This is a genomic window from Pseudomonas syringae group sp. J254-4 (assembly GCF_032586855.1).
Taxonomy (GTDB): Bacteria; Pseudomonadota; Gammaproteobacteria; order Pseudomonadales; family Pseudomonadaceae; genus Aquipseudomonas; species Aquipseudomonas amygdali.
Genome location: NZ_JAWHOO010000011.1, coordinates 144,648 through 160,969 on the forward strand (window position 1 = coordinate 144,648; position 16,322 = coordinate 160,969).

14 protein-coding genes and 2 pseudogenes are annotated in these 16,322 nt (G+C 57.6%); 8 read left to right on the forward strand and 8 right to left on the reverse strand.

The annotated features are described in order from the left end of the window. The first annotated feature begins 106 nt into the window (after positions 1-106). Positions 107-952: an NAD-dependent protein deacetylase gene (locus RYB09_RS15225; RefSeq protein ID WP_316889168.1), complete on the forward strand. Its 846-nt coding sequence runs from the start codon at positions 107-109 to the stop codon at positions 950-952. On the opposite strand, the gene RYB09_RS15230 is transcribed toward RYB09_RS15225, so the two are convergent. Continuing rightward, positions 949-3,312 (reverse strand): DNA polymerase II, encoded by a 2,364-nt coding sequence (locus RYB09_RS15230; RefSeq protein WP_316889171.1) that lies wholly within the window; start codon positions 3,310-3,312, stop codon positions 949-951. The genes RYB09_RS15225 and RYB09_RS15230 overlap by 4 nt on opposite strands. Before the next feature lie 222 nt (positions 3,313-3,534). On the opposite strand from RYB09_RS15230, the gene RYB09_RS15235 reads away from it, so the two are divergent. Continuing rightward, the gene (locus RYB09_RS15235) at positions 3,535-3,975 is read left to right on the forward strand and encodes a CBS domain-containing protein (protein ID WP_316889173.1); all 441 of its coding nucleotides are present in this window, start codon (positions 3,535-3,537) and stop codon (positions 3,973-3,975) included. Positions 3,976-4,028: 53 nt separating this feature from the next. On the opposite strand, the gene RYB09_RS15240 is transcribed toward RYB09_RS15235, so the two are convergent. Together RYB09_RS15240 and RYB09_RS15245 are read right to left on the reverse strand one after the other, a co-directional pair. After that, entirely contained in the window at positions 4,029-4,574 is a 546-nt protein-coding gene (locus tag RYB09_RS15240) for a DUF4174 domain-containing protein (protein WP_057402320.1), read from the reverse strand. Between the two features lie 124 nt (positions 4,575-4,698). After that, entirely contained in the window at positions 4,699-5,901 is a 1,203-nt protein-coding gene (locus RYB09_RS15245; protein ID WP_122281387.1) for an aspartate aminotransferase family protein, read from the reverse strand. A gap of 103 nt (positions 5,902-6,004) precedes the next feature. Here RYB09_RS15245 and RYB09_RS15250 point away from each other — a divergent pair. Continuing rightward, positions 6,005-6,907, forward strand: a pseudogene (locus tag RYB09_RS15250) (LysR family transcriptional regulator); the annotation flags it as partial. 83 nt (positions 6,908-6,990) lie between these two features. On the opposite strand, the gene RYB09_RS27255 reads toward RYB09_RS15250, so the two are convergent. Beyond that, positions 6,991-7,863 (reverse strand): methyl-accepting chemotaxis protein, encoded by an 873-nt coding sequence (locus tag RYB09_RS27255; protein ID WP_369812059.1) that lies wholly within the window; start codon positions 7,861-7,863, stop codon positions 6,991-6,993. Positions 7,864-7,893: 30 nt separating this feature from the next. Further along, a pseudogene (locus tag RYB09_RS27260) lies at positions 7,894-8,916 on the reverse strand (methyl-accepting chemotaxis protein); the annotation flags it as partial. A 199-nt stretch (positions 8,917-9,115) separates the two neighbouring features. Here RYB09_RS27260 and RYB09_RS15260 point away from each other — a divergent pair. Both RYB09_RS15260 and RYB09_RS15265 read left to right on the forward strand, forming a co-directional pair. Further along, a complete protein-coding gene (locus RYB09_RS15260) occupies positions 9,116-9,619 on the forward strand; it encodes a GAF domain-containing protein (RefSeq protein ID WP_057402324.1) in 504 nt (167 codons plus the stop codon). Positions 9,620-10,011: 392 nt separating this feature from the next. Continuing rightward, positions 10,012-10,551, forward strand: a complete 540-nt coding sequence (locus tag RYB09_RS15265) for a Bro-N domain-containing protein (RefSeq protein WP_316889180.1) — start codon at positions 10,012-10,014, stop codon at positions 10,549-10,551. Positions 10,552-10,617: 66 nt separating this feature from the next. Here RYB09_RS15265 and RYB09_RS15270 read toward each other — a convergent pair whose 3' ends face one another. Together RYB09_RS15270 and RYB09_RS15275 are read right to left on the reverse strand one after the other, a co-directional pair. Beyond that, complete coding sequence (locus RYB09_RS15270) at positions 10,618-10,854, reverse strand: hypothetical protein (protein WP_054077285.1); 237 nt, start codon at positions 10,852-10,854, stop codon at positions 10,618-10,620. Between the two features lie 92 nt (positions 10,855-10,946). Further along, the gene (locus RYB09_RS15275) at positions 10,947-11,786 is read right to left on the reverse strand and encodes a TauD/TfdA dioxygenase family protein (protein ID WP_058407541.1); all 840 of its coding nucleotides are present in this window, start codon (positions 11,784-11,786) and stop codon (positions 10,947-10,949) included. 138 nt (positions 11,787-11,924) lie between these two features. Between RYB09_RS15275 and RYB09_RS15280 the strand changes: the two genes are divergently transcribed. After that, positions 11,925-12,428, forward strand: a complete 504-nt coding sequence (locus tag RYB09_RS15280) for a GNAT family N-acetyltransferase (protein WP_316889183.1) — start codon at positions 11,925-11,927, stop codon at positions 12,426-12,428. A gap of 456 nt (positions 12,429-12,884) precedes the next feature. Here RYB09_RS15280 and RYB09_RS15285 read toward each other — a convergent pair whose 3' ends face one another. Next, positions 12,885-14,054 carry a TDT family transporter gene (locus RYB09_RS15285; RefSeq protein ID WP_058402560.1) on the reverse strand — a complete coding sequence of 390 codons (1,170 nt, stop codon included), beginning with the start codon at positions 14,052-14,054 and terminating at the stop codon, positions 12,885-12,887. A gap of 117 nt (positions 14,055-14,171) precedes the next feature. Between RYB09_RS15285 and RYB09_RS15290 the strand changes: the two genes are divergently transcribed. Both RYB09_RS15290 and RYB09_RS15295 read left to right on the forward strand, forming a co-directional pair. Beyond that, positions 14,172-15,068 (forward strand): LysR family transcriptional regulator, encoded by an 897-nt coding sequence (locus RYB09_RS15290; protein WP_058402559.1) that lies wholly within the window; start codon positions 14,172-14,174, stop codon positions 15,066-15,068. A 158-nt stretch (positions 15,069-15,226) separates the two neighbouring features. Next, entirely contained in the window at positions 15,227-16,219 is a 993-nt protein-coding gene (locus RYB09_RS15295; protein WP_058402558.1) for a beta-propeller fold lactonase family protein, read from the forward strand. The last annotated feature ends 103 nt before the right edge of the window (positions 16,220-16,322 follow it).

Below are 16,322 nucleotides of genomic sequence, written 5' to 3' on the forward strand. Positions count from 1 at the left end.
CAACGGTCTATTGAACCAACGCCCGCCTTGGCCGCTCACAGCTCGCACCTGCCTGCTAATCTGGCAGACACAGGTCCGGACAATACGGGTCATTCGAGGTTTGAAGATGCTGGACACTACAACCCACAGTCAGCTCGAAACGCTATGCGAGACAATGACCGACAAGTCCTTTCTGGTCGTCACCGGCGCAGGCATCAGCACTGCGTCCGGCATTCCGGACTACCGCGACAAGGACGGCGTGCGGCGTGGCAAACAGCCGATGATGTATCAGGAGTTTGTCGGCAACCCCGCTGCTCGCCAACGTTACTGGGCGCGGGCGATGCTGGGCTGGCCGCGTATTCGTGCGGCGCAGGCCAATGCCGCGCATCGGGCACTGGCTGCGTTGCAGGCTGAAAATGCCATCAGCGGACTGATCACCCAGAACGTCGATGCACTGCACAGTCAGGCCGGAAGCCAGGACGTCATCGAACTGCACGGCAGCCTGCACCGCGTGCTGTGCCTGGATTGTCAGCAGCGCAGCGAGCGGGCGGATGTTCAAGAGCAGATGCTCGAGCAAAACCCCTATCTGCTCGGCGTTGATGCCAAACAGGCACCCGATGGCGACACCCTGCTGGACCCGGCTTTCGAAGCCGGTTTCAGTGTGCCCCGCTGCCCGCATTGCGACGGCGACAGACTCAAGCCGGACGTTGTGTTCTTTGGTGAAAACGTCGCGCCGCAGACCGCCGCCAAGGCAACGTCGAGTGTCGAGCAGGCGGAAGGCTTGCTGGTGGTCGGCACGTCATTGATGGCCTGGTCGGCGTTCCGTCTGTGCAAGGCAATGGTCGAACAGGGCAAACCGGTCTTCGCCATCAACCACGGCAAGACCCGCGCAGACGAATTGCTTGAAATGAAGATCGACGCCTCATGCGAACAGGTGCTGCCGTGGATCGTCGAACAGCTTGGTGCGCATTAGAACAAGCCTAATTGCCCGCCGACCAGCGTACTGAAATCATCGTCGACAAACGGCAGGATCGCATCCGCCAGTGGTTGTAACTGGCGCGTCACGTAATGATCGTAGTCAATCGGCGCGTGACGAATCTCAAGAGGTTCCGGTCCGGCGGTGGTCATCACGTAGCTGATCCAGCCGCCGCTCTGGTATTGACGTGGACGCCCCTGCTGATCGTTGTATTCATCGGCGAGCCGCGCAGCGCGCACGTGGGGCGGCACGTTGCGCTGATAATCATCGAGTTTGCGGCGCAAGCGCTTGCGGTAGATCAACAGGTCATCCAGCTCGCCTGACAGGGTGCGCTGCACGTAGTCACGAACATAATCCTGATACGGCTGGCGCTTGAAGATGCGCAGGTATAGCTCCTGCTGAAACTGCTGAGCCAGCGGCGACCAGTCGGTGCGCACGGTTTCCAGGCCCTTGTAGACCATCTCCTCGGAACCGTCGGCGCGAGTGACCAGTCCGGCGTAGCGTTTCTTGCTGCCCTCCTCCGCGCCGCGCACGGTTGGCATCAGGAAGCGGCGGAAATGTGTTTCGTATTGCAGCTCCAGCGCACTGTGCAAGCCATATTCATTGTGCAGATGCTCACGCCACCACTGGTTGACCTGTTGCACCAGCGTCTTGCCGATACTTGCCGCTTCTTCCTGCCCATGAGGACGGCCCAGCCAGACAAACGTCGAGTCGGTGTCGCCATAAATCACGGTATAGCCCTGTGCCTGGATCAGGTCGCGGGTCTTGAGCATGATTTCATGCCCGCGCAAGGTGATCGATGAAGCCAGCCGCGGATCGAAGAACCGGCAGCCGCTCGAACCCAACACGCCGTAGAAGGCATTCATGATGATTTTCAGAGCCTGGGACAACGGCGCATTCTGCTCGCGCTTGGCGGCCTCACGACCTTGCCACACACGTTCCACTATCGCTGGCAGGCTATGGCGAGTGCGGGAAAAGCGCGCGCCGCGAAAGCCTGGCACCGACGCGCTGTCCTCGGGATGACGCATGCCTTCGATCAACCCCACAGGATCGATGAGAAAGGTGCGAATGATCGACGGATAAAGGCTCTTGTAGTCCAGCACCAGCACCGATTCATAAAGCCCGGGCTGGGAATCCATCACAAAACCGCCAGGACTGGCCTCTGGCATGCGTTCGCCCAGATTGGGCGCGACGAAGCCCTGGCGGTGCATCAGCGGAATGTACAGATGGCAGAACGCGGCCACCGAACCACCGCTGCGATCAGCGGGCAGGCCCGTTACGGTGGCGCGTTCGAGCAAAAAGGTCAGCAACTGGGTCTTGGCGAAGATGCGCGTCACCAGCTCGCAATCCTTGATGTTGTAACGCGCCAGCGCAGGCTTGTCCTCGGCGAACATGCGGTTGATTTCGTCCATGCGCTGGTAAGGCGTATCAATGGCCTTGCCCTCGCCCAGCAGGGTCTGCGCGACATTCTCGAGACTGAACGACGGAAAGCTCCAAGTCGCGGAACGCAAGGCCTCGATCCCGTCGATGATCAGCCGCCCGCTGACCTCGGCAAAAAAATGATTGTTACGGCTGCCATGCTCGCGCCAGCCCATTGCTTCACCGCCACGCCCGAGCCGCAATGGCACTTGCAGACGCTGGGCATGTTCATGCAGAACCCGCAGGTCGAACTGCACAACGTTCCAGCCGATGATTGCGTCAGGGTCGTGCAGCGCCAGCCAGCCATTCAGGCACTCCAGCAACTGCGCGCGGGTATCGCAATAATCGAGCTGAAAATCCAGCACCTCGTCGCCACCATTGGGTGGCCCCAACATGTACACCTGGCGCTGACCACAGCCCTCCAGCGCGATCGAATACAGCTCGCCACGCGCCGTGGTTTCGATATCGAGCGACGCCAGCTTCAGGTTGGGACGGTAATCGGGGGCCGGCTTGATCTGCGCGTCGCAAAGCACGCCCTCGGCATTCGGCGTACCGCTGAATTGCACTGGCGCGGTGATGAAGCGCTCCATCAGGTAGCGCTCGGGTGGGCGAATGTCTGCCTCGTAAACGTCGACATTGCCTCTGCGCAGCAGTTTTTCGATGTTCATCAACTGGCGGTGCTGCTGGCAATACACACCAAGCACAGGTCGATGGCGAAAATCGCAAAGCTCCAGCGGACGCAATTCCACCCCACGCTCGGTACGCAACAACGACCGCGCACGTTCGCCCTGCTCGGCGGGAATAAAGGCGACAGAGGGCTGGCAAGGCAGGCGAATATGGCGAGGCCCCTGATCAGTGGCCAACCAGAAGTCGACCTCGGTCCCGGCGGGCGTATCTTGCCAGTGCCGACTCAGGATGAAGCCCTGCTGTAAATCCAACGCTGCTACCTCGACCGCATGGCGAAACCGTTGATTCTACTTGGCTGTGAGGTCAAGCGCGCGGTCGGCAGTCGAATTCAGGCCATTTTCAGGTGCCGTCAATTAATTGCGTCTATGCCCCTTATCCCTATTTATTTGTTGCTCGACTCTGCGCGCTGCACGATTCTGTAGTGCGCCTGAAAATGCACTACAGTCTTACAGGTCCCGATCACGGAGAACAGCATGAAAACCGTCGCCCAACTACTGAAATTGAAAGACCTGCAAAACCAGCAAGTGCATACCATCGGCCCGGACCAGATGGTGCTGGATGCGCTCAAGCTGATGGCGGAAAAGAACATCGGTGCGCTGCCGGTGGTCGAGGGCAACGTGGTGGTCGGCGTCGTCAGTGAGCGCGACTATGCACGCAAGGTAATCCTCAAGGGGCGCTCCTCGGTAGGCACGCCGGTCAGAGAAATCATGAGCAGCAAAGTCATTACCGTCGACTCGCAACAGAGCGTCGAAGCGTGCATGGGGATCATGACCGACAGCCATCTGCGCCATCTGCCGGTCGTGGAAGACGGCCAGTTGCTGGGCCTGCTGTCGATCGGCGACCTGGTGAAGGAAGCCATTGCCGCACAGGCCAGTCTCATTCAGCAGCTTGAGCAGTACATTCGCGGCGAGTGAGCTGAACGGCACACCAGGCGCAGCGCGCGATCACCGCGCGCTGCGTCGGTCACTCAGTCATCCAGCGTCTTGCCAGGTGCCCCGCCCTTGACTGGCTTGGCCGGTTTTTCCGCCGGTGCAGGCTTGGCTTCCGGTTCTGGCGGCGGCGCGGAGGCCTCTTTCTCGCGCATTGGCATCTGGTCGACGGTGGCGAAGATCTCTTTCAGGTCTATCGACTCTGACTTGCCGATAGTCTTATCGATCTTTTTCTCGCCGTCCTTGCCCACCAGAATGACCTTGGTGCCGACACCCGCGCCCAGCTTCAATTCACGAATCAAGGCCATGGTCGACTGGGGGTCCATGCTCTTGCCGTCACGCTCGCCGATGGTGTTCACCACCGTGAACAGCACCATATTGCGCTCTGTGAAGTCTTTATGATTGGCAGACTCCTTCAGCGCGTCCTTGAGGTGGCTCAGCGCCGGATCAGCCGGGCTCGGTGCGATGATGATCAGCGGGCGCGACTTGCCGCGCTCCTGGGCCAAAGGGCCATCGCTGTCAGCGGCAAGCGCTGTACCGGCAGCGACAAGCAGGGTGGCGAGGGTCAGGGACCGGATTAACATGGTGGGCTCCTTTCAAATCCATTGGGTAGCCATCGCGTGCAGACATACGCGATGCTGGACTGTTCTACCGCATATGGGTCATCCCGGTACAGCCCGATGTAGTCCTTTTCCTTAATCCGTTGCTTCAGGCAGAGCGCTCAAGCGATTTGAAAAGGGCGCTGTCGAGGCTTGCCAGCAGGCCTTGAACGATCTGTTCCACCTCGGCAGCGTTCAGCACCAATGGCGGCAGAAGACGGATGACCTTACCGCGCGTGACGTTGATCAACAGGCCGTATTCTTCAGCCGCGATCCGGGTCAGCTCGGGTATGGCCTGCCGCAATTCGATACCGATCATCAGCCCCAGCCCACGAATCTCCAGCACCTGCGGGTGAGCACCAAGCACGTTGCGCAGCCGCTCAAGCAAGTGGCTGCCTTGCAGCGCAGCGTTTTCCACCAGCGCCTGCTGTTCGATGATGTCGATCACCGTGCAGCCGACCCGACAGGCCAGCGGGTTACCGCCGAACGTGCTGCCGTGACTGCCGGGGGTGAACAATTGCGCCGCCCTGCCCCTTGCCAGACAGGCTCCTATCGGCACACCGTTGCCCAAACCCTTGGCCAGAGTCATGACGTCCGGCACGATGCCTTCGTGCTGAAAGGCAAACCACTTGCCGGTCCGCCCCATGCCGGTCTGGATTTCGTCGAGCATCAACAGCCAGTCACGCCGCGTGCAGCGCTCCCTCAGCGCCTTGAGATACCCGGCTGGCGCGACCTGTGCGCCGCCTTCGCCTTGAATAGGCTCCACCAGTACGGCGGCGATGCGGTGCCCGTGAGTCACGCAGACCTTGTCAAACGCCGCCAGATCGCCAAAGGGTACTTTGACGTAATCCCCCGGCAAGGTGCTGAAGCCCAGGCGCACAGCCGGTCCGTCACTGGCCGACAGTGTGCCCAGCGTGCGGCCGTGAAAGGCGTTCTCCATAACCACCACTAAAGGCCGCTCGATGTACTTGTGCCAGCCGTGCAGGCGCGCCAGCTTCAGCGCAGTCTCGTTGGCCTCGGCACCGGAGTTGTTGAAAAACACCCGGTCCAGCCCCGATAAAACGCTCAATTTCTGCGCCAGACGCTGCTGCCAGTCAATGTGGTAAAGATTGGAAGTGTGCAACAGCAAGCCCGCCTGATCCCGAATGGCCTCAACCAGCAGCGGATGCGAGTGGCCGACATTGGTCACTGCCACGCCCGCCACAGCATCCAGGTATTGGCGCCCGCTCTGGTCCCACAGACGCGTACCCAGGCCACGGGTGAAACTCAGGGCCAGAGGTTGGTAAGTGCTCATCAGGCAGGCAGTGGTCATGACGTGAAGCTCCTTGGGTATGTATCGGTTTTTGCAGTATCGTTAACCACTCCTTATGGATAAACAGCCAAATACTTAAATCATTTTAAAGCAGGGCTTGATAATGGATTTGTTTCAGGCGATGCGTGTGTACGTAAAGGTGGTCGAAGCAGGCAGCCTGACGGCGGCAGCGCAGGCGTGTTCGATTTCTACCACGATGGTTGGCAACCACCTGCGCGCACTGGAACAGCGCCTTGGCGTCAGCCTGTTGCAGCGCACCACCCGCCGTCAGCGCTTGACGGAATTCGGCACCGCATATTACGAGCGTTGCCTGGAAGTACTGGGGCTGGTGGCCGAGTCCGAGCAATTGGCCGAGCAGGCCCAGGGCGATCCCAGCGGCACGTTGCGCATCACCGCGCCGCTGACGTTCGGTTCGGAAGTGCTGGCCCCGGCCCTTGTCGGGTTCTCGCTGCGCTTTCCCGAGGTCAAACTTGATCTGGTGCTGACCAACCAGCGTCTGGACATGATCGACCATGGTTTCGATATCGCCATACGCTTGGGAAACATCCCGCAATCCTCGCCGCTGATTGCGCGCCCCATGCAGGACTACACCCTGACCATCTGCGCTGCGCCGAGTTATCTGGCTCGCAATGGAGCGCCTGCGCACCCCGAGGACCTTGGTGCGCACAATTGCCTGGCGTTCTCCTACCCGGCAGGAGACGAGTGGCGCACGGCTGGCACCCAATGGCGTATGACCGGCCCCGAAGGCGAAGTGCTGGTGGATGTCGACGGCTCGATGGTTGCCAACACTTCTGCCGGTCTTTATCAGGCGGCGTGCGCTGGAATGGGTGTAGTGATGCTACCGGATGCACTGGTTCAGCGAGACTTGCAGGAAGGCCGACTGGTTGCACTGCTGCCAGGCTATCACTTGCCCAGGCGACCGATGAACCTGCTGTATGTGCAGGATCGTTATCGGCTGCCTAAAGTGAGAAGTTTTGTGGAGTACGCCTGCGGGCTCTGGGGGCGGTATGCGCTTACCGCCCAACTATCATCGAACCGATTCCGGTGCGTGGCATTGCCGACCGCACCGGAGTTTGTCGGGGCTGACAGTCAGACCTTGAAGCGGCTGACCATGCTCTGCAGATGCACACCCAGGCGCGCCAGCTCGACGCTGGATGCCGCGGTCTCTTCACTGGCGGACGCCGTTTGCTCGGAAATGTCGCGCACGTTCAGAACGCTGCGGTTGATCTCTTCGGCAACCGCACTCTGCTCTTCGGCGGCAGCGGCAATCTGGTGATTCATCGTCTCGATGGTCGAGATCGCCTGGGTCATGTTGTTGATGGAAACGCCAGCATTGCGTGTCAGCTCGACACTGTTTTCAGTCAGGGCCTGGCTGTTGTCGAGGATCGTAGCCACCTGCGATGTACGGCTGTGCAGGCCACTGATCAACGCGGCGATTTCTTCCGTCGATGTCTGCGTGCGCTGGGCCAGGCTTCTGACTTCGTCAGCCACCACCGCAAAGCCTCGTCCGGCTTCACCTGCACGCGCCGCTTCAATGGCCGCATTGAGCGCCAACAGATTGGTCTGCTCGGCAACCGCCTTGATCACGTCCAGAACGCCGCCAATCTTGTTGCTTTCGCTCTTGAGCTCGTCCATTGCAGATTTGGAGTGTTTGACTTCAGTCGCGAGTTTCTCGATCTGGGCAACCGCCTTGGAAACCACACCTTCGCCATCACGGGCTTCCTTCGAAGCATTAACCGCCGCATGGGAAGCCTGCTCTGCGTTGCGCGCGACCTCCTGAACAGTCGCAGACATTTCGTGCATTGCAGTGGCAACCTGATCCGTTTCGCTCTTCTGGCTGTTCACCCCGGCACTGGTCTGCTCTGTGACGGCCGAAAGCTGTTCGGCAGCGCTGGCGATTTGTGTCACGCCATCGCGCAGGCCGCCAATCAGCTCGCGCAGGTTGCTGGTCATGCGCAGCATGCTGCCTTGCAACAAGCCCAGTTCATCCTTGCGCGTGACAGGCTGGTTGTACGTCAAATCGCCATCCGCTACACGCTCGGCCAGCTTCAGTGTGTCCAGCAACGGGCCGACGATCAGGCGAGTGATCACCCAGGCCGCCAAGGCGCTCATGATCAATGCTGCAATCAGCCAGACAGACAGAAGGGTCTTGGCCTCGCCCACGTCTTCTATTCTCAGGTTGACCTGATTTGCCGAAAGCTTATCGGCGGAATCAAACAGAATGGCGATAGTTTTATTGATCGCTGCCTGTGCCTGATCGATCTTCTCCTGCGCCGCGGTGAACTGAGTCAACGTGTTCTGATAGCCGAGCAGCGCGTCCACAAGGTGCTTGATCGTCCCTGCCTGGCCGTCGAAGCCTTTCAGATTTTTAACAAAATTAATCACCGCGTTCATCGACGCTTCCGCCGGTGCCCGGTTCTCGGTTTTCAGGGAATAGGTGTAACCACGCAAGTCGAAGCGCATTTTCTGAAACAACGTCATCGCCTGAATAATGTCGTCACGCTGCGAGGCGCTGCCGTCATCTGATCGGGCAATGGCGTTCAGTTTTTGCAAATCGTCAGCGGCTGCATCAGCGTACTGGCCAAACACTGAACGGGTCGCCTCGCGGGCGGCAGTGGCCTGCATCAGATTGTCGTAGTGGACACGATAATCCTTCATCCCTTCAGCAGAAGCATTTACCAGAGGGGTGTTGAGCGGCGAGTCGAAAACCTTCTGCGCATACTTCACATGATTTTCGAGACTATCGATAGCTTTCAGCCAGTTGCTGGCGCGCTCGGCATCGTAGTTGAGCGTATAAGCCAGGCGGGCTATACGGACATCACGGGTCAGCGTGCTCAGCTTGCCGATATCGGCAATCCTCTCGCTTCGTTCGCTCAGCGAACTGATCCCCGACCAGCCTGTGAGTGCAATCAGCACGGTCAGCACAATGACCAAAGCAAACCCGAGCACAAGCTTGGACCTGACAGAAATATTATTCAGCATAGCGTTCACCCTAAATTGCTCTTGTCTGGTCATCGTGAGGGTTATAAGAGGCTCGTCCTTGCCGTTGATACAACCCACAGTTGTCGGCAGGGCAGCCTCAAACTTTAAAAGTTGACGTCAATATTCATGTTCGAAAATAAACCGCGACGCTTCGAATAACTCCTGTGGCCTTTCATGCGAGTCGGTTAGCATGGGCCGCTGTACCTACACATCGAGTATTTCGGAGAATTGCATGAGTCTGGAGTTGACAGCTTCTCGAGACGGCCTGACCACAGAGGAACGTTCTGCGATTGCCGAAATAGAGGCAACGACCAACATTTTAAGGCTGGTCACCCGACTGACAGGCATGCGCTTTGCAAGTATCGCAAAGTTCACCGACGCGGACTGGATCGCCTGTTCTGTATACGACCCGACTGACCTGGGCATCGACGATGGGGACGTGTTCAAACTGGAGACCACGCTGTGCAGTGAGTTTTGCGTCAACCCCGAAGCGTTGTTCGTACCGCAGATCAGCAAAAACGGCCGCTACGCGAACCGGCCGGTGGTAAAGCGCTACGCCATCGAGAGTTATGCAGGCGTGCCTATCCATCTTCCGAACGGACAGTTGTACGGCGCGCTATGTGCGCTCGACTCCGACGTGACGTTGTTTGACGACCCCGATCTGGCGGAAACACTGACTCTGTTTGCCAGATTGATCGGCTGTATTTTCTTCGCCAACATCAGCGAAACAGACTGATGTAGCTGCCGCTTGATGCGGGTGAAAAACACGTTTCATGCGGACGAAGCGTTGATTTTGCAGGAAAGGATGAAGCCGCTCGACTGAAAAATCTCTTCGCCCTGTGTGAAGTTTCCGAGAAGACTTCAGTTGCTTGCGCGGGCTGTATCGAGGATTTAAGGTGCGCCGTCGCTGCAAAATCAGCGGCCGGATTTAGCGATCCGAATCTCTATTCTCGACATCGCGTTTCATGCTCAACATGAACATCGCGTTATGGCGGCTGTGCGTCGGAGACCTTCGGGTCTGCCGGTGTGCGAAAGATTAGAGACCGGTTCGCTAACCTTCGCACAGCTGCCACCTTCTCGTTTAGCGACGTGATTGCGGCTCTATGTTCGCTATGGAGCGTTTAATCAATGGATCTCCCATTCCCCCTTCTTCCCTGCACCGAAAACCACGAACCCACCCTCTTCCTGCGCCACCGTCGCATGTTGCGTGCTGTTGTCATGCACGCAGAAGCCTGGTTCCCGCTGGAAGATATCGCCCGCCTGATGGGCAAGCGTCTGGACGAGCGCAACACCCGCAAGCTCGACGCCGATCAGCGCCGCACCGCATGGTTGTTGACCCACGGCGAATGGCAAAAATGCCTGCTGATCAGCGAGTCTGCGGTATTCGCCCTGTTGATTCACCATTACATCCCGGAAAACCGCGCCCTGCGACGCTGGCTGACACAAGACGTGCTGCCCGCACTGAGCGCCCGCGCCTTTGATATCAATAACGACGGCCCCACTCACTGCCAAATGCAGTGGCAGGGCACAACCCTGGGTACGCTGCAATGGCGTGGGGATATCTGGGTGAAGTTGCGCGACATGCCGGAAATCGTTCAGGTCCGGACGACCGGCAAGAAAGATGGCTGGCTGAAACGCCTGAAGTTGCTGCGCAAACGGGCGGCCTGAGCGCTTCAAGCAGGCTCTGTACAAAAAGTGGCCGCGCTGGCCGACTTTTCGTACACAGCCTTAGGATTACTCTACGGTCGCATACATGGGCACGAGTTCAAGCATGGCGCTACTGAACTGGCTTTCATCAAATTGCGTTCGGTGTCGGGGCGACACAGGTTTGACCGGGCGCTCCCCTTCCAATAACGCCTCGGCAGGCAGATCAATCCCGAAATGAGGAAATGGCTCCTGAGCCACCCAGCCTCCAGCAGCCAGAACCAACAGTAGAAATACGCCCGCAATGGGCTCTTTAGGTCTGCACATTCTCGTTTCTCCAATCCGGCAAAACGATTCAGCTCACAATGAGCAACTCTATATAACAGCCACGGCGTCACCCGTGTGTCGCGCCCGGCAGATCACTCGAAAGGCTCTTCGCCCTGCAACTTGGTGCGGTGCATCATTCGCCCGCACGCGGGGTCGTAAGCTTCCGCACGGTGCATGGTGCCGGTGTTGTCCCATATCACCAGATCACCCGTCTGCCACGCATGGCTATAACTGAACGCCTCGGCTGTGGCCCACTCGCGAAGGCCAACCAGAATCTGCGCGCTTTGCGCCAGGCTGACGCCAACGACCTGCTGCGCAGTGCATCCCAGAATCAGCGACTTGCGACCGGACCGGTGCCTCCAGACCAGCGGCAACTCCTTCTCGCCGATAGCCTGCATGGCCTTGAGCATCGCAAGGCCAGGCTCGGGATTGTAATAGAGTAACGATGCCCATGGCGCGTGAATTACTCGTAAGCTTTCGTAACGTTGTTTATCAGCGCTCGATAACGCTTCGTAAGCCGCATAGGTATTACAGAAACCGGTGTTGCCTCCCCAACTGGCGGGCACCTTGCAAGACAGCAACGATGCCAGAATGGGCACATCGCTGCTCGTACCGTCGATATGCCAGTAGAGCGAGCCCTTGAGAAACTCAGCGCCTGCCGGGTTCTCTTTGACATCAAGGCTGATCTTGGTGATGTTCTGGCCATCACTGGCTTCCGGACAAAAAGTGCCCAGCGTGCGGGTGAAAGCGATCTGCTCTGTATCGGAAAAATCAATCTGCGGAAACACCAGCACACCTCGCTGCTCCAGCAGTTCCCGGATTTCCCCGGCGAATTGGCCCGACAGCAGCTCCTGCTTGCTGTTGAAAATACGCGTGCCAATACCTGGCTTGATGGGCTCTTGGGACAGCTGAACGACCGAAGTGGCTAACATGATGCGACCCTCTTCATAAGTGAACACAACGGTACACTTATGGAAAAATCTGCGCAACACCTTATTGAGCAGACTGGCCGCACACCTTGCCTGCGCCTTACACTGGCCAGTCACTGACAGTTCAAGGAATGAATCAACGTGCACGCCCCTGCCCCGCAAATCCTCATTCAGCGCATGGCCGAAACCCACCTTGAAGGCGTCACTGCGCTCTACAGCGAGCCTGCGGTCTGTCGTCAGGTGCTGCAAATGCCGTTTCAGTCCATCGACGTATGGCGCAAACGCCTGGCAGCCAGCACAGAGCGACATGTGAAGCTGGTCGCGCTCAGTGGCGGCGAAGTCATCGGCAGCCTCGGCCTGGAACAATACTCGCGCAGCCGACAAAGCCATGTCGGCGCTATAGGCATGGGCGTAGCGTCTGCCTGGCAAGGCAAGGGCATCGGCTCGAAATTGCTGGCGGCGGCGCTGGACATCGCAGACAACTGGATGAACCTGCACCGGGTAGAACTGACCGTGTTTGCCGACAATGAGGCAGCACAAGGCCTTTATCGCAAGTACGGTTTTGAACAGGAAGGACGCCTGCGCAACTACGCCGTGCGCGATGGCGTATTCGTCGATGCCTTGAGCATGGCGCGGCTGAGGTGAGCGGTGCCCCTGAAGCTACTGCTTGAGCGATAGCTGAAAGCATGCAAGGATCAGCCATGAATCAATTTTCTGGCAGTAACCGACATAACCCTCACGGCTCCACCTCAGGTGCCGCGGTTGCTTGTGCTCATCGATTGGCCAGACATAGACCCACGTTCTGACCCATCAGTGAAACAGACCAAGGCGCCCACGGCGCCTTTTTTGTTGCCTGTCTATTACCTGCCCACAACCCAAATACCTGGAAAACAACGGAGATCACCACCATGACCATGCTACGCGGAACCCGCATCGTGACCGGAACAGAAGCCGCAACCCTGCGCGAAACAGAAAACCGCTTTCGGAGCTATCTTCAGCTGAGGAAGCGATAGTGCCCGCGTTATGGGGTCAATTGCATGGACTTGACCAGTGCACATGATGCTTACGTAAACCGTGGACAGGATGCGTAGGTGTATTTGCTCAGGTCTTGCTCGCCTTGTTCAGCGAGGCGATACACGGCGAGACGAACAAGTTGCCGCGATAGGCACCCGCCAGCGTTTTGGCCGCGACGATCATCCACATGACTGTCAGCATCAACACCAGCACCACACCAAAGAAGCTAAAGAACGTGAGGTGCAGCATAGAGCCCAATTTGAGGGTTGTTACGGCGTACACCCCCAACGGAAAGGTGAAGCCCCACCAGCCGAGGTTGAAGGGGATACCCTCCCTGAAGTAGCGCCCGGTAATTAGCAGCGCCAATACCATCCACCACAATCCCAGCCCCCAGAACAGCACACCACCGATCAAGCCAATGCCCTCGGCTACACCGCCGATGCTTGCCATTCCATGAGCAGCAAAGATCGCTGGAGCATCGTTGCCCAGCACCAACATCCCCAAAGCCCCGGTACCGATCGGCCCTAAAGACAGCCAGCTCGATGCTGCCATGCTTTCATGAGGTAGTTTGTGCAGCGCCATGCGCAGTAACAGGATCACCAGGATACTCAAGGCTACAGGGACCGAGTAGGCCCACAGCACGTAGCTGGTGATGAGCATGGTGAATTGTGCGCTCGCGTCAGCGAGGTGCGGAGCCAATAGACCGCCACTGGCGGCAGCTACCTCAGCCGCAACTACTGGTAGCAGCCATACCGCTGTCATCTGATCGATGCTGTGCTGCTGGCGAGTAAACATCATGTACGGGATCAGCACCCCGCAGGCCAATGCCATGGCGACATCGATCCACCACAACACTTCGGCTAAAGCGACTACCCCATCCCCCCAACGTGGCAAACCATAAAGGAGAAAACCGTTGATGATGGTCGCCAATCCCATGGGGATGGTTCCAAAAAACATCGATACAGTGGAGTGGCCGAAAATCTGTTTGGCCTCATCGAAGAACAACACCCAACGGCTCGCGTACATCAGCGTAAACAGGCAAAACAGCACGATATTAAAAAACCACAAGGCTTCCCCTAACGCTTTGGGCCACTGCGCAATGAAGGGCAGTTGGCCCAGAGCCAGAGCAAGAATCCCGGTGCCCATCGTGGCGGCGAACCAGTTGGGTGTGAACTGCCGGATCGCTTCTCGTGGATTGGACAAAGCGGCCAGTGGATGGCTGCCGCCCATTATAGATGCGAGTCGTGTATCACTCATTTTCGCGCTCCCGCGTCAGTGTGCGTTCAATATGACATGGTTGGAGTGTAGCTTGATGGGCATAGCGCTAAAAACGGATAGTATAGGTTTATATTACCTATTAAGAAGGTAGATCCCTTGAAGCTTAGCCTACGTCAGCTACAAATTTTCTGCGCCGTCGCGCAGCACGGTAGCACCACCAGCGCAGCCATTTCGGTGTCACTGTCCCAATCTGCAACCAGCGCCGCACTCAACGAGTTGGAAAACGCCTTGGATACCAGGCTGTTCGACCGTGTGGGCAAGCGTTTAGTGCTGAACGATAACGGCCATGCCTTACTGCCTCAAGCCAGAAGGATGCTTGAGAATGCACAACAGATAGAGGCCAGTTTCTTACCAGGCCATGCCGGGCTGAAAACACGCTTGCGGGTAGGATGCAGTACCACGATAGGCAATTATGTTCTGCCATTGATTCTCGGTGAGCTGCGTCGATCAGCATCACATTTGAGGGTCGATGTCGACATGGCCAACAGCATGGCTATCGCAAGAAGAGTCGCTGATTTCGAGATTGATATGGGCCTGATCGAGGGGCCTTGCCACCTCCCCGAACTCAGTGCCGAGCCTTGGCTTGTTGATGAGCTGCTTATTGTCGCAGGCCAACGGCACCCATTGGCACTAAAGCAACAGGTCACACTTGATGACCTTCGTACTGCTGAATGGCTACTGCGCGAGCCAGGTTCTGGTACCCGCGAAGAAGTCGAGCAATTGCTGCTGCGTCATCTGCACGATCTCTCCGAAACGCGCCAGATCGGTAGTTCAGAGTCTATCAAGCATACCCTCGCACAAGGCATCGGCATCAGTTGCCTGTCCCGCTGGGTCGTCCGGGATCTACTGGCCTCTGAAGTCCTGGTTGAGCTGCCGCACGCCTTGCCTGCACTGACCCGACGTTTTTTTCTGATCCGCCACCGGGACAAATACATCTCGCCTGGGCTTGAGCGATTCTGGGAAAACTGCAGTCAATTCGTGAGCCAGAAATAGCCAGATCTATTTATAAAACAGGTAAGAGCTACCAAAACAAGTTGTTTCCGGCATTTATCAAATACGCATAAGGTCAACTCATCGTCCTGCAGCGATGAACGAGTTGTATCTGCCAAGGCGCGAGTGGATGCCTGGCTTACCCTTATGAGGAAACCCTGATGAATGTGATAAAGAAAACCGTCACAGCCCTGACGTTGGGTGTTGCGTTGGCCACAACGATGAGCGCGTTGGCCGCGGAAGATCGCTGGACGTTCGACGGCGATATTCACAACAACTCGCTGGCTGTCAGCCCTGATGAAACGACGGCGGTAGTCTCTTACAGTCAGCGTCCAGATGTAGTGGTTTATGATTTGAAAACCGGTAAGGTTCGCCAGGTTCTCACCGGCTACGTCACGCCGCGAAATATTGTGTTTTCGCCAACTGGCGATGTGTTCTACCTCTCCGACAGCAGTTTGGGGGTCGTGCGCAAGATTGACACCAAGACTTTGAAAGTGATCGCAGATATTCCGTTGGGCGCAGGTGCTTTTGGTACCACACTCAGCAAGGACGGAAGCCTGCTGTACGTCAACAATGAGGCGGCCAGCACGCTGTCGGTCATAGACCTTGATCACCAGCGACCAGTAGCTGTAGTACCTGGCTTCTCCCAACCGCGCCAAGGCATCCGAGTAAGCCCTGACGGCAAAACCGTCTATGTCACCAACTTTCTTGGCGACAAGATTACGCTGGTCGACAGCAAGACCAATAAGATCGAAGGTGAGATCACTGGCTTCAACAAGTTGCGCGCCATCTCCATATCGGCCGACGGCAGTACGCTGTACGCGGCTAACAGCGGCAGTAACAGCATCGCCGTTGTCGACACTCAAAAACGCGCCATCACAACCACCGTCATGGTTGGCAAAGACCCCTACGGCGCAGCCCTGACTCCAGATGGGCTGCACGTCTACTCGGGTAACCTCGGTGACAACAGCCTTTCAGTGATCGACACCAAAACACTGAAAGTGACCACCACTGTGACCGGTTTGAAGGCACCCCGCCAGGCCATTGTCTTCACCAAAGACAAGTCGAAAGCGTATGTCCTCAATGAGGACTTGAGTATCTCCACAGTCGATCTCGCCAGCAACAAGGTGGTGTCGACGCTAAAGCCCGACTGATTGAACAGCGCAGGCCTTCATGGAGGCCTGCTGATACTCCACGACCAAGTGAATAATAATGCGTGAACGTGATGAGTTCTGGATGATGAATCGCCGTCGCTCA